We start from the raw sequence: 18,115 nt of genomic DNA on the forward strand, positions 1-18,115 counted from the left end.
GGAGAAGTAGTAATCCGTCTCCATTTATTTTGTAGCTTTGCTTCGTATAATCTTTAAAATCCGAAAAAACATGAAAAGCTACAAATTATTATTGGCATTTACCTTATTCCTTGCATTTGCTTTCAATATGAAAGCACAATACGTTCACGAACGTTCCGACCAATATACGCCTCCTGAAGATAGTCTGGTAATACAAAAACTACATCACTGGCAGGACCAGAAATTTGGAATGCTGATTCACTGGGGTTTATATTCCGTTGCAGGAATCGTAGAATCATGGTCTATCTGTTCGGAAGAGGCAGATTGGATTCCACGCGACAGCACTATGGCCTATGAAGACTACAAAAAATGGTATTGGGGGCTGAAAGATTCATTCAATCCTACCCGTTTCGATCCGGAGCAATGGGCACAAGCGGCGAAGTCAGCAGGTATGCGCTATGCAATATTTACAACTAAGCACCACGACGGATTCAATATGTTCAATACGGCTTTCTCCGATTTTTCAATAGCCAAAGGTCCCTTCCAAACAGATCCCCGGGCAGACGTTGCCAAATACGTGTTTGAGGCTTTCCGTAACAATGATTTAATGGTAGGAGCCTATTTTTCTAAACCGGACTGGCATTCGGAATATTATTGGTGGCCACGCTACGCCACTCCCCGACGTACACAAAATTACAACATTGACAAGAATCCCTGGCGTTGGAATCAGTTCAAAGAGTTCACTTACAATCAAATCGGAGAGTTAATGCATAACTACGGTCCGATCGACATTTTATGGTTAGACGGCGGATGGGTAAACAATCCCGGAACGAAGTCAGTTTTAGACATGGACCGTATTTCACAAATGGCACGACAGGCACAACCGGGTATTTTATTCGTAGACCGTACCATCCATGGCAAATATGAAAACTATCAGACCCCGGAACAGCAAATTCCAGACAAACAACTCCCCTACCCGTGGGAAACTTGTATGACACTGGGAGTAGACTGGGGATATACTCCGCATGCAGTATTCAAATCACCAGTTACAGTAATAGCAAAACTAATGGAAATCGTAGCAAAAGGAGGAAGTTTATTACTTGGTGTAGGTCCTACCCCCGAAGGGATATTACAGGATGAGATTGTCAGCCGTCTGCAAACCATAGGAGGATGGATGAAGAAGAATGGTACGGCTATTTACAACACTGTTACAACACCCCAATATTATAGTGAAGGTATCTGGTTTACCATGAATAAAGATGGAAAAACGATGTATGCATTATATAGTAATCCGGAAACTGAAAAGTTTCCCGACTATATAGAATGGGAAAACAATATCCCTGCAAAAAGAAGTGCCATCTATTGTTTACAGAACGGGAAAAAAGTAAAATGGGAAATAAAGAATAACCGAGTACGTGTCTACCTGCCTCAAAACCTAAAGACAGAAGTTAATGCACTCGCATTCTCTTTTACCAGACAAGCTATTCAATAAAGCGCAAAGGACAAACATCCGATAATAAGCCAACGGATAGAACCCAAAAGAGGCGAAGTATAAAAAAATACTTCGCCTCTTTATTGTCATTCTTTAAAGATGGTCTTTAATCCTCATCCATCAGGATTTCCAGAATCTGACAAGCAGCCTTGGCCACCGGAGTACCCGGACCAAAAATAGCAGCCACACCAGCTTTATACAAGAAATCGTAATCCTGAGCAGGTATTACACCACCGGCAATTACTACGATATCTTCACGTCCCAGTTTTTTCAGTTCTTCAATAATCTGCGGAACCAAGGTCTTGTGTCCGGCCGCTAACGAAGAAACTCCCACTACATGAACATCATTCTCTACCGCCTCACGAGCTGCTTCGGCAGGAGTCTGGAACAACGGTCCCATATCCACGTCGAAGCCACAATCGGCATATCCGGTAGCTACTACTTTGGCACCACGATCGTGACCGTCCTGGCCCATCTTTGCAACCATAATACGGGGTTGACGTCCCTCTTTCTTTGCAAACTTCTCAGTGAGTTCGCAAGCGCGCTTAAAGTCAGCGTCGCCTTTGCTTTCTGATGAATACACGCCTGATATAGTTCTGATTATTGCTTTATAACGTCCTACTATTTGTTCGCAAGCATACGAGATTTCACCCAATGTAGCACGAACACGGGCAGCTTCTACCGCCAACTCGAGCAAATTGCCCTTACCGGTTTTCACACATTCAGTGATAGCGGCCAGTGCCTTGTCCACTTCGGCCTGATTACGACCTTCTTTCAAACGTTTCAGGTTCTCGATCTGCTCTTTACGAACAGCAGTATTGTCTACTTCAAGAATATCAATCGGATCTTCTTTTTCAAGACGATACTTATTTACACCGACAATGGTCTGCGATCCGCTGTCGATACGTGCTTGTGCACGGGCAGCCGCTTCTTCGATACGCATTTTCGGAATACCGGTCTCGATAGCCTTTGCCATACCTCCCAACTTCTCGATTTCCTGAATATGCTCCCAAGCACTGTGAGCCAATTCATTGGTCAGAGATTCCACATAATAAGATCCACCCCACGGGTCTACGTTCTTGCAGATATAAGTCTCTTCCTGAATATAGATCTGAGTATTACGGGCAATACGTGCAGAAAAGTCTGTCGGCAAAGCAATAGCTTCATCGAGAGCATTGGTATGCAACGACTGGGTATGTCCCAGTGCAGCAGCCATGGCTTCGATACAAGTACGTCCCACATTGTTGAACGGATCTTGTTCTGTCAATGACCAACCGGAAGTCTGAGAGTGCGTACGCAGTGCTAGAGATTTCGGGTTCTTCGGATTGAATTGCTTCACAATCTTCGCCCATAACATACGTGCTGCACGCATTTTGGCAATTTCCATAAAGTGATTCGTTCCAATGGCCCAGAAGAAAGAGAGACGCGGAGCAAAAGCATCAATATCGATACCTGCGGCAACACCTGCACGGAGATATTCCAAACCGTCAGCCAATGTGTAAGCCAATTCGATATCGGCTGTCGCACCAGCCTCCTGCATATGATAACCGGAGATAGAGATAGAGTTGAACTTCGGCATCTTTTGTGAGGTATATTCAAAAATATCAGAGATGATTTTCATTGAGAATGCAGGTGGATAAATATAAGTATTACGCACCATAAATTCTTTCAAAATATCATTCTGGATCGTACCGGCCATCTCCTCGAGTTTAGCTCCTTGTTCCAGTCCGGCATTGATATAGAATGCCATGATCGGGAGTACAGCACCGTTCATAGTCATAGATACGGACATCTTGTTCAAAGGGATACCATCAAACAAGACTTTCATATTCTCGAGTGAACAGATGGATACACCGGCCTTACCCACATCACCTACCACACGTTCGTGGTCGGGGTCATAGCCGCGGTGTGTAGCCAAGTCGAACGCAACCGACAGACCTTTCTGTCCGGAAGCCAAGTTACGGCGATAGAAAGCATTTGACTCTTCAGCTGTAGAGAATCCGGCATACTGGCGGATAGTCCAGGGACGAAGAGTATACATCACTGAATACGGACCACGCAAATAGGGAGGAAGACCGGCAGCATAGTCCAGGTGTTCCATTCCTTCAAGGTCTTCTTTGGTATAAACAGGCTTTACGCAGATGTGTTCCGGAGTCTTCCAGTTGGCTTCGATTCCGTTAGCCTTTTGCCATTCCGCACCGTTAGCGGGCTGGAATGCTGCGTAGATATCTAAGTTTTTAAAATCTTTTCTCATCTTACTTCAATAATTTAGCGTTGAACTCTTTAAGCGTTTCCAGTACATTGACACGTACGTGGATGAAGTTCTCGATACCGGCAGCTTTCAGCTCTTCGGCACATTCCGGATTTCCGGCAATGATGAACATGGCACGACCGTTCAAGGCCCGGAAGGCCGGAATAGCGTACTCTGCATATTCGTCATCGCTTGAGCAAAGCACCACAATATCAGCTTTGGCAGCCATCGCTGCTTCCACGCCTGCTTCAACCGTTTCAAAACCAAGATTATCAATCACCTCATATCCGGCACAAGCCAGGAAGTTACAAGAGTATTGTGCACGTGCCTGACGCATAGCCAGATTACCGATTGTCAGCATAAAGGCCTTCGGACGTTTGCCGCTGGCTTCCGTTTCCAGGCGTAATGCCTCAAATTGACTTGCAGCACGATCGAAGTTCAATGTAGCAACATCTTTTTCGCAAGTATCGTGCCCGCCACAACAACAAGTCGCTTCTACCGGTTTCTTATCACCGGCTTTTTCATTGAAATTAGGGAACTGGTTAGTACCCAACAGGACTTCACGACGCTGAGCCACCGCTTTATGGCGCGCTTTGTTACTTTCGTTTACAGCCGCCTGAACAGTACCGGCTTTCAAAGCAGCATAGAAGCCGCCTTCTTCTTCAACGGCAAGGAAGATTTCCCATGCCTGCTTAGCGATAGATACCGTAAGGTTTTCAATATAGTAAGAACCGGCTGCCGGGTCAATCACTTTATCGAAGTGTGATTCTTCTTTCAACAGCAACTGCTGGTTGCGGGCCAGACGTTCGGAGAATTCATCGGGAGTTTCATAGGTTTTATCGAAAGGAACTACCGTCATTGAATCTACGCCTCCCAATGCAGCAGACATTGCTTCTGTTTGTGTACGAAGCAGATTCACGTGAGCATCAAACAATGTCAGATTGAAAGTAGATGTTTCGGCATGTACCTTCATCTTGGCAGCACAACGGCACTCACCGTTAGGTCCCTTGTTTTCGCAATCACGCAGACATTCGGGATTGTAAGAAGCCACAATGTTCGCCCACAACATACGGGCAGCACGGAATTTTGCAATTTCAAGGAAATAATTAGAACTGATACCAAAATTAAACTTAATTTTCTTAGCCACGATGGCAGCGGGAATCTCGGCTTCAGTCAACTGATTCATATATTCATTGCCCCATGCCAATGCATATCCCAGTTCCTGAGAAATATAAGCACCCGCATTATTCAGGGTCAGTGCATTCACATTCAGCACACGATATTTGGGTAATTGTGCAGTAGCCTCGATCAGGGCTTTGGCTGTTTGCACCATGTTTCCCTTTTCTTTGCCTTTGGCCAGCATCTTATTGAAGAAGTCATAATTGATAGAGCCTTGCAACTTCGTCAAATCATAATCCTTTTTCTGGAAATAAGCTACCAACAAATCGGCAAGCTCCACTACATGTCCCTGACAGGTAGAAAAATTCAGTTCAACACATTCTGCACAAATGTCGTTCAACAATGTCTCAATGTATTCCGCATTGAGTTCTTTTGCTTTTACATGGAAAGAAAGAGAATCGATGCCTTTGTTCAGAATATCCAGAGCTTTCGCATTGGCTTCTTTCGGAGATTCCACCTTAATCTCCTGACGAACCAACCACTCATTACTATTCTTCTTCGTGCCTCTTAAATAAGGGAATTCTCCGGGAAGCGCATCGGTTGTTTTAAGTCCTTCCAGGTCTTCCATCCGGTAGAAAGGTTTTACCTTGAATCCTTCGTTTGTCTTCCAAACGAGTTTCTTCTCAAAATCAGCTCCTTTCAGGTCAGCTGTGACCTTCTCCATCCACTTCTCGGTGGAAACAGGAGAAAAATCTGAGAAGAGTTTTTCTTTACTGTCTGCCATAGTTTATTTATTTTAAATTAAAATAAGATTGTTATCTCAATTTATGTCTCTAATTCTTTAATCAAAATGTAAGATTGCGACTTGCAAATATACTGAAATACTCTAAACCTCACGCTTTTTTTAGGGAAAATTCGCACTACCTGCTACCCCTGTGACTTCCCCAAATAAAAGGCAGGCAAATATTTGATTACCTCCGAGGTTATAGCTAATTTTGCACCCGTTTACATAAAATTATAAACTACTATATTATGGATTGGTTACAAGATTTATTATGGAACCCCAACTCCGTAGCCCACATCGTCTTCCTCTACGCTTTCGTAGTGGCGGCAGGTGTCTATTTGGGAAAGATCAAGATCTTCGGAGTCTCTTTAGGGGTTACCTTTGTTTTGTTTGCCGGCATCCTAATGGGACATTTTGGCTTCACAGGCGATACCCATATCCTACATTTCATCCGCGAATTCGGATTGATATTGTTCGTATTCTGTATCGGTCTTCAGGTGGGGCCTTCTTTCTTCTCTTCATTTAAGAAAGGCGGAATGACCCTAAACATGCTGGCCGTAGGAATTGTGGTATTGAACATTGCCGTAGCAATGGCGCTCTATTTCATTCTGGGAGGCAGAATCGAGCTCCCCATGATGGTAGGTATCCTGTACGGCGCAGTCACAAACACCCCGGGACTCGGTGCCGCACAAGAAGCACTGAATCAATTGAGTTACTCCGGCCCGCAGATTGCATTAGGTTATGCCTGTGCTTATCCGTTGGGAGTAGTAGGTATCATAGGCTCTATCATCGCAGTGCGTTACATCTTCCGCATCAACTTCGCCAAAGAAGAAGAGAACTGGAATCAAGAGACTGACGGCACTCACCACAAGCCACACCTTATGAGTCTGGAAGTACACAACGAAGCCATCTACGGAAAAACCCTGGGCACAATCAGCAGCTTCCTCGGACGTCCGTTTGTTTGTTCGCGCATCCGTAAAAACGGGCACGTCAGCATTCCGAACCACGGCACTATCCTGGAACAGAATGACCAGTTATTTGTGGTATGTTCAGAAGAAGATTCAGATGCCATTGTAGCCTTTATCGGACGCGAAGTGCAAGTAGACTGGGAGAAACAGGATATGCCGATGGTATCACGTCGTATCTTGGTAACCAAACCGGAAATAAACGGAAAGAAGCTCGGTATGCTGAACTTCCGCAGCATGTATAATGTCAACATTACCCGTGTCAACCGTTCGGGTGTCGACCTGTTTGCTAACCCCAACCTGATACTGCAAGTGGGTGACCGTGTCATGGTAGTAGGCTCCGAAGACGCTGTAGAACGGGTAGCCAGCGTGCTTGGTAACTCTTTGAAACGCCTCAACGAACCGAACATTATCACATTGTTTGTGGGCATCTTCCTGGGTATCCTGTGCGGTAGTCTTCCCATTGCATTTCCGGGTATGCCGACTCCTGTCAAGCTCGGCCTTGCCGGCGGACCGCTGGTGGTAGCCATTCTGATAGGACGTTTCGGACACAAACTACATCTGGTAACTTATACAACTCAAAGCGCCAACCTGATGATACGTGAAATCGGTATCGTTCTCTTCCTTGCCAGTGTAGGTATCGAAGCCGGAGCAAATTTCGTGGATACGGTAATCCATGGAGATGGTCTGCTTTATGTAGGTTGCGGTTTCCTGATCACGATTATTCCTTTGCTGATAATCGGGGTCATAGCACGTTCGTATTATAAAATCAATTACTTCATGCTGATGGGATTGATTGCGGGTAGCAATACCGACCCTCCCGCATTGGCCTATTCCAATCAGGCAACCGGTAGCGACGCACCGGCAGTAGGTTATTCTACCGTATATCCGCTATCGATGTTTCTCCGTATCCTTGCGGGACAAATGATATTGTTGCTAATGATGTGATAACTATACACCCTGATACAGCAATGGCCAGTTACCATGTTTTTATTTACATAGTAATTGGCCATTTCTATATGGTAACAGCTTCTATTACAAAGCCAGTTTCTTCACCACAAATTCTTCTATAAACCTTACCGTTTCATCAATTCCCAATACCGAAGAATCGATGCAAAGATGATAGGTCGCAGCTGCTCCCCAGGTTTTATAGCTATAGTAATTATAATATTCTGAACGCTTCTTATCCGCCTTATTCATTTTTTCTGCGGCTGCTTCTTCAGAAATTCCGTGGATGCGACACAGACGGGCTATACGATCCTCTTGCGAAGCAGAAATGAAAATATTGGCACAACGGGGATGTTCACGCAAGATGTAATCGGCACACCGCCCCACAAACACACAGGATTTATTTGCCGCAAGATGCCGGATGACATCACTCTGGATTTTAAAAAGAGCATCATTGCTCAGGCAATTGGTGCAAGGCATGGCACCATCACTAATAAAAGGAAAACGCATCCCAAACAACCCGCCGATAATACCCTGAGAGGCTTTCTCGTCGGCTTTCTCGAAAAACTCCCGACAGAGTCCGCTTTCCTCCGAAGCCAGATTAATCAGCTCTTTATCATAGAAATCGATGCCTAACCTGGCTGCCAATTTTTCTCCGATCTCTTTTCCGCCACTGCCCAACTGACGGCCGATATTGATGACATAATTACCATTCATAGTACTTTTGTATATTGGTTCAATAGCAAACATACACATTATTTCCGAAAGAAGAAAATAAATAATGTACCAATATACAGAGTGCCGCATTTCTTATCAATTGGTAACTTTTATCCATTTTCAGAGTCGTATCTTTGCAGCCGCAAAAAAATAAACATTGTTTTTATGAAGGACAGCATTGACTTCGGAAATATGGAAATTCCGAGACTATTCAGGAAATTATTGATTCCAACAGTACTTGGAATGGTCTTTTCCGCCGTGTTTGTAATCACCGACGGTATATTTGTCGGTAAAGGTATAGGCAGTGATGCCCTGGCAGCGGTCAACATCACGGCTCCGCTATTTATGATAACCACCGGCATCGGACTGATGTTTGGAGTGGGCGCATCTGTTGTAGCTTCCATTCACCTGTCACAAGGTAAACGAAAAGTTGCGAGTATCAACATCACACAGGCACTTGCCTTTTCGGCCTTACTTATTCTAGTGCTATCGGCACTCTGCTGCTATTTCGCAGAGCCTATCGGCCGATTACTCGGCAGCTCGGAACGGTTGTTGCCTCTGGTGGTGGAGTATATGAATTGGTACGTACCTTTCCTCGTATTCTACCTGCTCCTAAGCGCCGGCATGTTTTACATCCGCCTGGACGGATCGCCCAACTATGCCATGATGTGCAACGCCGTATCGGCCATTATCAATATCATACTCGATTATGTCTTCATTTTCCAATTGGGCTGGGGAATGATGGGAGCTGCTTTTGCCACCAGCCTGGGCACTATGGTCGGCGGATTGATGACACTCATTTATCTCCTCCGTTTTTCCCGTAACGTAGGTATTTACCGTATCAAGCTGAGCCGGAAAAGCATGCGGCTTACCTGCCGTAACATCGGCTACATGATCAGGCTGGGATCTTCCGCCTTTATCAGCGAGGCATCCATTGCCAGCATGATGTTCCTGGGGAATTATGTATTTATCAGCCATTTGGGAGAAAGCGGTGTAGCCGCATTCAGCATTGTATGTTACTTCTTTCCTATCATTTTTATGGTATACAATGCCATCGCCCAATCGGCACAACCCATCATCAGCTATAATTTCGGACAACAGAACCCGGGACGGGTCGCACGTACCATCCGGTTGGCATTGAAGACAGCTTTAGGCTGCGGCATTTTTTTCTTTGCTGCCACTCTGGTATTCAATCACCAAATAGTCGGGCTGTTTATCGATAAAAGCTACCAAGCCTATGATATTGCGGTAAACGGTATTCCTTACTTTGCAGTCGGCTATCTGTTTTTTGCGCTCAACATAGTGGGCATCGGCTATTATCAAAGTATCGAACGTGCCCGGCGCGCCACTGTCATCACCCTTTTCCGGGGAACATTGTTCATGCTGGCAGGTTTCCTGCTCTTGCCTCCGGTGCTGGGAGTAAGGGGCATTTGGCTGGCCGTTCCTTTGGCCGAACTGCTGACCTTATTGCTTATTATCGGAATTTACCTGAAGGACTCTTTCGCCGTTCGCCGATGATACGTATCTTTGCATCATTCAAACAGATGCAAAGAGTCTTATGGAAACATTTATTGAAAAGTTCAGAAACAGCTATCATCTTTCAGAAAACGACACGCAAACCCTGCTCAGCTATATGGAGGAGATCCGTTTCAAAAAGAAAGAAGTCATCGTCCATGAAGGCTCCAAAAACGGAAATCTGTATCTGATAAAGCAGGGCATCTGGCGTGCCCATTATCTGAAAGATGGAGTGGACACTACCATTTGGTTTGCCGGTGCAGGCGAAGCTGCCTTTTCGGTATGGGGATATGTGGAAAATACTGCATCGCACATCACGATTGAAGTCATGTGCGATAGCATAGCCTACTGTATTCCGGGATCAACCCTGAACAATCTTTATGCTTCATCGCTCGGACTCGCCAACCTGGGACGGCAACTGATGGAACGGCAACTGCTCAGCCTCGAAAACTGGCTGATCAGCGCCGGAAGCCCCAAAGCTAAAGAACGTTATCTGACCCTTATCAAAGAACATCCCGAACTATTACAAAATGTGCCTTTAAAGCATATAGCCTCTTATTTGTGGATTACACCACAGTCGCTGAGCAGAATCCGGAGAGAAATGAAAATGTAATTTCGGAGCTTGACACAGCGACAGAGCGGGTGAAGACCTCAACAGAGGCTTTGCCATACTCCTCTTTCCATATTTCTCTCGTTATACCAATCATTCGCTCCATTTAGTCCTCAATCTCTTTCCTTTCTATCTCTTTTTAGTTACCTTTGTAAGGAACCGAATACGAGTTGCACAACTGGTACATGACGAGTTGCACAACTGGTATACGACGAGTTGTACAACTGGTAACGTACAAGTTGTGTAACCGGTACATCGAATCATATTAACCTTTCATACAAAGCACTATGGGACTCATTTATTTAGTCAGAAAGAAAAAGTTCAGAACAGCCGAAGGGATCAGAGAACTCTATTTTGCCATCCAGCGGAAACTTCAGAAAAGAGGCGGCAAGAACGAAGAAGACCTTGCCGAAATCCTTTCGGCAAACAGTTCACGAAGCAAAGGGGAAGTATTGAGCATCCTCACCGATCTGCCGGACGTGATAGAAGAGATATTGAAAAATGGAGAATCCGTATCCATCAGAGGGTTGGGATCGTTTCATGCCTCCATTACAAGCAATGGCTTCGAGCATCCGGAAGATGTATTGCCTCACGAGGTACGGGTATCCAAAGTATATTTCATTGCCGACCGCAAGTTTACCCAACGTGTCAGCCGGATGAAATTCTTTCGCTACCCACTATCCAAATATTTCCCAAAGGACTTGTTACGACCCGAAACAATCAGGGAAGAAGAGACTCGGGAAGAGGAACCGGAGTTCATTCCTGACGATGACGAATGAAACGGATACCGCATAAAAAACATGGAGCTTGTCCGGCATCTCTGCCCGATCAAAAGAGGAATCTGATACACCCCATTACAGCCAGATGACAGCAGCCCTCCGGATTCATGAGTAAACTGACGAACCGACTTGAACTTCAGGCCTGCGTCATCCGGTGGTCTGCGGCAAAGGAGACCGGTCCGGGACAAGCTCTCTGTCTCGTTCCCGAACCGGTTTATCAAAAGACATATCCCAGATTTACATAAAATCCCACCTTGTGAGATCTGCTGGAGTATCCCAAAGAAGCCTCGAGCGGACCGAACAGACTATCGTAACCATATCCCACACTACCGCCCCAAACCGGTTTTGCTCCCCAGATATCAAAAAAGTTATCATTCCGGAAAGCCACGTTTCCGGTAAAGGTGACATAGTTCTTGCTACCGATACGCTGCCGCAACTTCAGGCTTGTCACCAGAACAGAGTTGTCCACAATCTCCAGATTCGTGATGCCGGCAAAAGGAAGTTGTTGAGGCAGATAGTGCCCGAAATTCTCGCCTCCCATGGCATTCAGATACGGATAAGGTATATTTTTACCGATAAGCACCCGCCCATACAAAGAGGGAATCAGGGCAAAACGATCGGTCAGTGAAAAGACACCGGCCCATGATGCCGCAAGGGCAGAGAAGGGAGCATGGCCTTTATAATGTGTCAGATTATCGGTATAGAGCGAGTAGCGTCCCTGCACATCGGTCCCCTTGGAAGGGAAATATCCCTTGTTGTACGTATTGTAATGCAACTGTGCAAAATAGCTGAAGAAGTGTTGGGGCTTCACCTCCAGACGCTGCCCGCCGGTGTTGTAAAGAAAGTCTTTATACTTAAAGAACTCAAAATTCAGCCCGGCGCCAAAGCGCAGGTTGCGAAACCATACATCCGAGAATCCAAACTCACCCGAATGATACTTATAAGTAGTGTTATAGGAACGCCTTCCGTGATCGTAGATATTGATATCGTTGTACTCAAACTGATAAGCAAAATTGAAATTGCGCATCTGCATCGGTGCCAATGTATATTCGACCCGGGCGAGATAACGTTTTCCCAGCCTTCCCGTCACCGAAACCCACGAAGGAACACGCGTATCGAGCCGGCTCCTGACGTTCAACAGAAGCGAGGCAATCTCTTCCGAATCAAAACGGATACCCAGATTAAGATTACGTTCATACTTCTCTTCCAGGATGAAGTGCAACTGATATCCCTGAGGGGTGTCGGTCAGTTTATAGCTGACATTGGAGTAAGCCTGACTGCCGCGCAAGGTGGTCAGAGCTTCATAAAGCTGTTCCATACGCATCTTGCTGTTTTCCTTCAGGTGACAGCGATGCATGATCCATTTCTTGTCACTATCCTCGATGCCGTCAAAAGTGATCTCCTTAACAAAAATGTCTTTCGAAGACCACAATGAACTGAACGGGCCATGACGCGGGGCAACATAGTTCTCAGGCAGTCCTATTCCCTTCTTCAGCTTTTGCAAAGCGGTCCACTGTTCACGGGCAGCCTCTTCGCCCCGGTTCACCAAAGTATCGAGCGCGGGAATATTGAAACTTGCAGCAGAATACCCTTTCACATCCACCTTGATATAGACAGTGGCCAGTTTGATATTCTCTTCGTATCGGGTCTGCCCGGTCAGATTGATAATCTGATTGAAGATTTCACTGAGGTTGTTCAGTTCATCGGCAGTCCGGAGATCATTCTGCACATCGACACCGATAATGACATCAGCTCCCATGGTACGGGCTATGTTGGTCGGGAAATTATTTTTCATGCCACCGTCCACAAGAATCTTATCACCCAGGCGCACCGGAGTGAATACGCCGGGAATAGCCATACTGGCGCGCATGGCGGTAGCCAACACTCCGTTATGAAATACGACTTCATCTCCGTTTACTATATTCTCCGAAACACAGGCAAACGGGATAGGCAGTTTATTGAAGTTGATGGAGTCGTGATAACCGACTGTCAGTTCCGAAAAAAGATTGGCCAGATTCTGGCCTTTGATAACGCCTCCGAACACATTGGCCTTCAGATTCTTCTTTAAAGGAACAGAGAGGACGTAGGTTTCCGAGTTCTGACGTTCGGTCATGGTCTGGTCTTCCCAACTGATACGGTCGCTGAGCAAGAGAGGCCAATTCTGATGATTGACCATGCTATCGAGCTGATGGGGAGTATAACCGATGGAATAAAGCCCGCCGATGATGGACCCCATACTGGTTCCGACAATATAATCGATAGGGATACCTGCTTCTTCAATCACTTTCAGAGCGCCGATGTGGGCCACTCCCTTGGCACCTCCACCACTCAAGACCACAGCAACACTCTTACGCTGCTGGGCATGTACAGGTGAGAAAACAAACAGACTGATACACAGGATAAGGACAAAACAGATTCGCTTTTTCATGACTACTACATTGGTTTCTGATCATTACAGATAAAAGACAAATGCCGGCTGCAATTTGTTTAGCCCACCGGCATGAAAGTAGTCAATCCTTATTTTTGTTTCAACCGAAAGAATAGAATAAGGTGTGCATGAAGGAAGACGGTCCGCATGGTATACGCCGCAACGTTCTCCGGCAGTTGCCACCGAAGTCAGGCAGCCTGTCTGCCATGGATACGGAACAAGCGGAACTGCCACCACAACATCCCTGCCGAGATCAGACTGGCTATCAAGTCGGAAACAGGCATACTTACCCATACGCCTGTCTGACCGAAATACCGGGGCAGGATCAACAGGCAGGGAATCAGTATCAGCACCTGACGGGTGATAGACAGAAAGATAGCTTTACTCGCCATCCCGATGCTTTGAAAGAAGTTCGACGTCACCATCTGGAACCCGACTATCGGGAAAAACAGCACCACAATCCGAAGTCCTTCGGCCGACTGACGGATCAATTCTTCGTGGGAAGTAAAGATAGATACGGCCAAGCCGGGGATCAACATTCCCATCAGGAAACCCGTAGTTGTTACAATGGTGGCTCCATAAATGGTAAGCTTCAACACACGGGTCACCCGGGGATAGAGCCGGGCGCCGAAATTATATCCGGCTATGGGCTGCATCCCTTGGTTCAGCCCCATCACAATCATCACAAACAAGAAAACAAGACGATTGACAATACCAAACGCACCGATAGCAAGATCTCCGCCATATTTTTTCAACCCCTGGTTAATCAGGATTACGATAAAACACGACGCAAGGTTCATCAGGAAAGGAGCCATACCGATGGCGAGCGAGTCGAATACGATTTTCCGTTTCAACCGGAAAATGCCCCGATGAAAATGGAGCAACTCTTCCTTATTGCTGAATAGCCTGAACTGCCACATCAGAGAAATGACCTGTGCCAGGATAGTGGCTATGGCTGCTCCTTGAATGCCCCAGCCGAAGCCGTAAATAAACAGAGGATCGAGAATCGTATTGATAACCACTGTAGCAATAGTGGCATACATTGCCTTTTGCGGATGACCGGCCGAACGAAGCACGGCATTCAGTCCCAGGTAAAGATGGGTAATGACATTACCATAAAGGATCACTTTCATATAATCGCGGGCATACCCCACAGTCTCGTCGCTGCCTCCGAAAAAATAAAGGATAGGATCGAGAAAAATAAGGGTAAGTATCGTAAAAGCAAGCCCGATGATGATATTCAGCACCAATACATTTCCCAGCACACGTTGCGCCGTATCGTAATCTTTTTGTCCCAGCTTTACCGAAACCAGCGTGGCAGCCCCCACTCCGACCAGCGAACCGAAAGCCGCCGCAAGATTCATCAGCGGAAATGTCAGAGCAAGCCCCGAAATAGCCATCGGACCAACCCCGTGACCAATAAAAATGCTGTCTACCATGTTGTAAAGTGAAGATGCGGTCATAGCGATAATAGCCGGAATGGCATACTGCATCAAGAGTTTTCCAATCTTTTCGGTGCCCAGCGCAGTGGGCGTCTTTTGTCCTGTCATACCTATTATTTTGAGGGTGCAAAGATACAAATCTATTTAGAATTAAAGGTGAAGAATAAAGAATAAGAGTTACAATGCCGTATTTCTAAGAAAAGTTTCGTATTTTTGCCTCCAAAATTGAGTTAATATCTAACGAAATGAACATATTAGAACTAAGTGAACAGGAAATCATCCGACGTAACAGTCTGAATGAACTTCGCGCGATGGGCATCGAACCCTATCCCGCAGCAGAGTATGTAACCAATGCTTTCTCAACTGATATTAAAGCCGAATTCAAAGATGACGAGACACCCCGCCAGGTATCCGTAGCCGGTCGCATGATGAGCCGCCGCATAATGGGTAAAGCCTCTTTCATTGAATTGCAGGACTCTAAAGGCCGCATCCAGGTATATATCACCCGTGATGACATCTGCCCGGGAGAAGACAAGGAAATGTACAACACTGTGTTCAAACGCCTGCTCGACTTAGGCGACTTCATCGGAATCGAAGGCTTCGTATTCCGCACACAGATGGGCGAAATCAGTATCCATGCACAAAAGCTGACGGTGCTCGCCAAATCGATCAAACCACTGCCTATTGTTAAATACAAAGACGGCGTAACTTACGACTCTTTTGAAGATCCTGAATTGCGTTACCGCCAGCGCTATGTCGACCTGGCTGTCAACGAAGGTGTTAAAGATATTTTCATCAAACGCAGCAAAGTATACAGTTCCATGCGCGAATACTTCAACTCAAAGGGATACATGGAAGTGGAAACTCCGATCCTGCAGGCCATTGCCGGAGGAGCAGCCGCGCGTCCGTTCATGACTCACCACAATGCTTTGGATATTCCTTTATACATGCGAATCGCCAGTGAGCTTTACCTGAAACGCCTTATTGTCGGCGGTTTTGAAGGTGTATACGAGATCGGTAAAAACTTCCGTAACGAAGGTATGGACCGTACACACAATCCAGAATTCACCTGTATGGAGATATATGTAGCCTACAAAGACTACAATTGGATGATGGAATTTACTGAAAAAATGATCGAAAAGATCTGTCTGGACGTAAACGGTACTACCGAAGTAAAAGTAGGCGACAACATCATCAATTTCAAAGCGCCCTATAAGCGTGTCACTATGCTGGGAGCCATCAAAGAGCACACCGGTTACGATCTGACAGGAATGAATGAAGAGCAGATTCGCGAAGTTTGCAAGAAACTGAACATGGAAATCGATGATACGATGGGTAAAGGTAAACTGATCGATGAGATCTTCGGTGAGTTCTGCGAAGGCACTTATATACAGCCTACATTCATCACGGATTACCCGATCGAGATGTCTCCTCTGACCAAGAAGCATCGTGACAACCCTGAACTGACAGAACGTTTCGAGTTGATGGTAAACGGTAAAGAGTTGTGTAACGCATATTCTGAGTTGAACGATCCGATCGACCAGTTGGAACGTTTCGAAGACCAGATGAAGCTGAGCGAAAAGGGAGATGATGAAGCGATGATCATCGATAAGGACTTCGTCCGTGCATTGGAATATGGTATGCCTCCTACTTCGGGTATGGGTATTGGTATGGACCGTCTGACTATGCTGATGACCGGTCAGTCGACCATTCAGGAAGTATTGTTCTTCCCGCAGATGCGTCCGGAGAAAGTCGTACCGAAAGACAGTGCTTCCAAATTTATGGAACTGGGCATTGCCGAAGAGTGGGTACCTGTCATCCAGAAAGCAGGATACAATCAGGTGGCCGACATGAAAGAGGTTAATCCGCAGAAATTCCACCAGGATATTTGTGGCATCAACAAGAAATACAAATTGGAACTGACCAATCCGTCAGTTAACGATGTAGCCGAGTGGATACAGAAAATTAAATAAATTAAGAATGAAGAATGGCGATGAGGAGCCGGAGCATTTGACCTCCGGCCTTCCCTGCACCATTCTTCATTCTTCATTTTTAATTCTTAATTTATAGAAATGAAATTACCCGGTAAGATAGCGATAATGGGCGGAGGAAGCTGGGCTACAGCCATCGCAAAGATGTGTCTGGCTCAGGAAGAGTCTATCAATTGGTATATGCGGCGCGACGACCGCATCGCCGATTTCAAACGGCTCGGGCATAATCCAGCCTATCTGACAGGCGTAAAGTTCGACATGAAGCGCATCAATTTCAGCTCCAACATCAACGATGTGGTGAAAGAGTCTGATACGCTAATCTTCGTCACCCCTTCTCCATATCTGAAAGCTCACCTGAAAAAGCTGAAAACACGGATCAGAGACAAGTTCATTATTACCGCTATCAAAGGTATTGTCCCCGATGACAATCTGATTGTTTCGGAATACTTTAACAAGGAATATGGCGTTCCTCCCGAAAATATTGCCGTACTGGCCGGTCCATGTCATGCCGAAGAAGTGGCTCTGGAACGTCTCTCTTATCTCACCATCGCTTGTCCGGACAAGGATAAAGCACGCGTTTTTGCCCGTCGACTGGGCAGCAGTTTCATCAAGACTTCTGTTAGCGATGACGTGATAGGAATTGAATACAGTTCCGTACTGAAAAATGTATATGCCATAGCAGCAGGCATCTGTAGCGGTTTGAAATATGGAGACAACTTCCAGGCCGTACTGATATCAAACGCTATCCAAGAGATGAATCGATTCTTAAATACGGTACATCCGATAAACAGAAACGTAGATGAATCTGTTTATCTGGGTGATTTGTTGGTGACCGGCTACTCTAACTTCAGCCGTAACCGTACGTTTGGTACCATGATCGGTAAGGGATACTCTGTAAAAAGTGCCCAAATCGAAATGGAGATGATAGCGGAAGGATATTATGGAACAAAGTGTATTAAGGAAATCAATAAACATCATCACGTAAATATGCCGATACTGGATGCTGTATACAACATCTTATATGAGCGCATATCTCCGATGATTGAAATAAAATTGCTGACTGACTCGTTTAGATAAACAAGAAAGCAGACAAAT

Annotated in this window: 12 protein-coding genes; 7 read left to right on the forward strand and 5 right to left on the reverse strand. The window is 45.8% G+C overall.

What is annotated here, in order from left to right:
- Positions 1–70 precede the first annotated feature (70 nt).
- Entirely contained in the window at positions 71–1,471 is a 1,401-nt protein-coding gene (locus BF9343_RS17320) for an alpha-L-fucosidase (RefSeq protein WP_005798159.1), read from the forward strand.
- Positions 1,472–1,577: 106 nt separating this feature from the next.
- On the opposite strand, the gene scpA is transcribed toward BF9343_RS17320, so the two are convergent.
- A complete protein-coding gene (gene scpA / locus BF9343_RS17325) occupies positions 1,578–3,725 on the reverse strand; it encodes a methylmalonyl-CoA mutase (RefSeq protein ID WP_005790883.1) in 2,148 nt (715 codons plus the stop codon).
- A gap of 1 nt (position 3,726) precedes the next feature.
- Complete coding sequence (gene mutA / locus BF9343_RS17330; RefSeq protein ID WP_005790884.1) at positions 3,727–5,625, reverse strand: methylmalonyl-CoA mutase small subunit; 1,899 nt, start codon at positions 5,623–5,625, stop codon at positions 3,727–3,729.
- Between the two features lie 248 nt (positions 5,626–5,873).
- Here mutA and BF9343_RS17335 point away from each other — a divergent pair, with 248 nt between their 5' ends.
- Positions 5,874–7,538 (forward strand): putative transporter, encoded by a 1,665-nt coding sequence (locus BF9343_RS17335; protein WP_005790885.1) that lies wholly within the window; start codon positions 5,874–5,876, stop codon positions 7,536–7,538.
- An 87-nt stretch (positions 7,539–7,625) separates the two neighbouring features.
- On the opposite strand, the gene BF9343_RS17340 is transcribed toward BF9343_RS17335, so the two are convergent.
- Entirely contained in the window at positions 7,626–8,255 is a 630-nt protein-coding gene (locus BF9343_RS17340) for a cytidylate kinase-like family protein (RefSeq protein ID WP_011203450.1), read from the reverse strand.
- A 165-nt stretch (positions 8,256–8,420) separates the two neighbouring features.
- On the opposite strand from BF9343_RS17340, the gene BF9343_RS17345 reads away from it, so the two are divergent.
- The 3 genes from BF9343_RS17345 (at position 8,421) to BF9343_RS17355 (ending at position 11,159) form a co-directional block, all read left to right on the forward strand.
- Positions 8,421–9,773, forward strand: a complete 1,353-nt coding sequence (locus tag BF9343_RS17345; RefSeq protein ID WP_009292596.1) for an MATE family efflux transporter — start codon at positions 8,421–8,423, stop codon at positions 9,771–9,773.
- A 40-nt stretch (positions 9,774–9,813) separates the two neighbouring features.
- Positions 9,814–10,383: a Crp/Fnr family transcriptional regulator gene (locus BF9343_RS17350; RefSeq protein ID WP_005790890.1), complete on the forward strand. Its 570-nt coding sequence runs from the start codon at positions 9,814–9,816 to the stop codon at positions 10,381–10,383.
- A 284-nt stretch (positions 10,384–10,667) separates the two neighbouring features.
- Positions 10,668–11,159 carry an HU family DNA-binding protein gene (locus BF9343_RS17355; RefSeq protein ID WP_008657524.1) on the forward strand — a complete coding sequence of 164 codons (492 nt, stop codon included), beginning with the start codon at positions 10,668–10,670 and terminating at the stop codon, positions 11,157–11,159.
- A gap of 217 nt (positions 11,160–11,376) precedes the next feature.
- Here BF9343_RS17355 and BF9343_RS17360 read toward each other — a convergent pair whose 3' ends face one another.
- On the reverse strand, positions 11,377–13,587 hold the full coding sequence (locus tag BF9343_RS17360; RefSeq protein ID WP_010993482.1) for a patatin-like phospholipase family protein: 2,211 nt from the start codon (positions 13,585–13,587) through the stop codon (positions 11,377–11,379).
- Positions 13,588–13,775: 188 nt separating this feature from the next.
- A complete protein-coding gene (locus BF9343_RS17365) occupies positions 13,776–15,167 on the reverse strand; it encodes an MATE family efflux transporter (RefSeq protein ID WP_005798170.1) in 1,392 nt (463 codons plus the stop codon).
- A 107-nt stretch (positions 15,168–15,274) separates the two neighbouring features.
- On the opposite strand from BF9343_RS17365, the gene lysS reads away from it, so the two are divergent.
- The gene (gene lysS / locus BF9343_RS17370) at positions 15,275–17,002 is read left to right on the forward strand and encodes a lysine--tRNA ligase (protein WP_005790897.1); all 1,728 of its coding nucleotides are present in this window, start codon (positions 15,275–15,277) and stop codon (positions 17,000–17,002) included.
- Positions 17,003–17,101: 99 nt separating this feature from the next.
- Positions 17,102–18,097 carry an NAD(P)H-dependent glycerol-3-phosphate dehydrogenase gene (locus BF9343_RS17375; protein WP_005781396.1) on the forward strand — a complete coding sequence of 332 codons (996 nt, stop codon included), beginning with the start codon at positions 17,102–17,104 and terminating at the stop codon, positions 18,095–18,097.
- Positions 18,098–18,115: the final 18 nt, after the last annotated feature.

The organism is Bacteroides fragilis NCTC 9343 (genome assembly GCF_000025985.1).
GTDB classification, from domain to species: Bacteria; Bacteroidota; Bacteroidia; order Bacteroidales; family Bacteroidaceae; genus Bacteroides; species Bacteroides fragilis.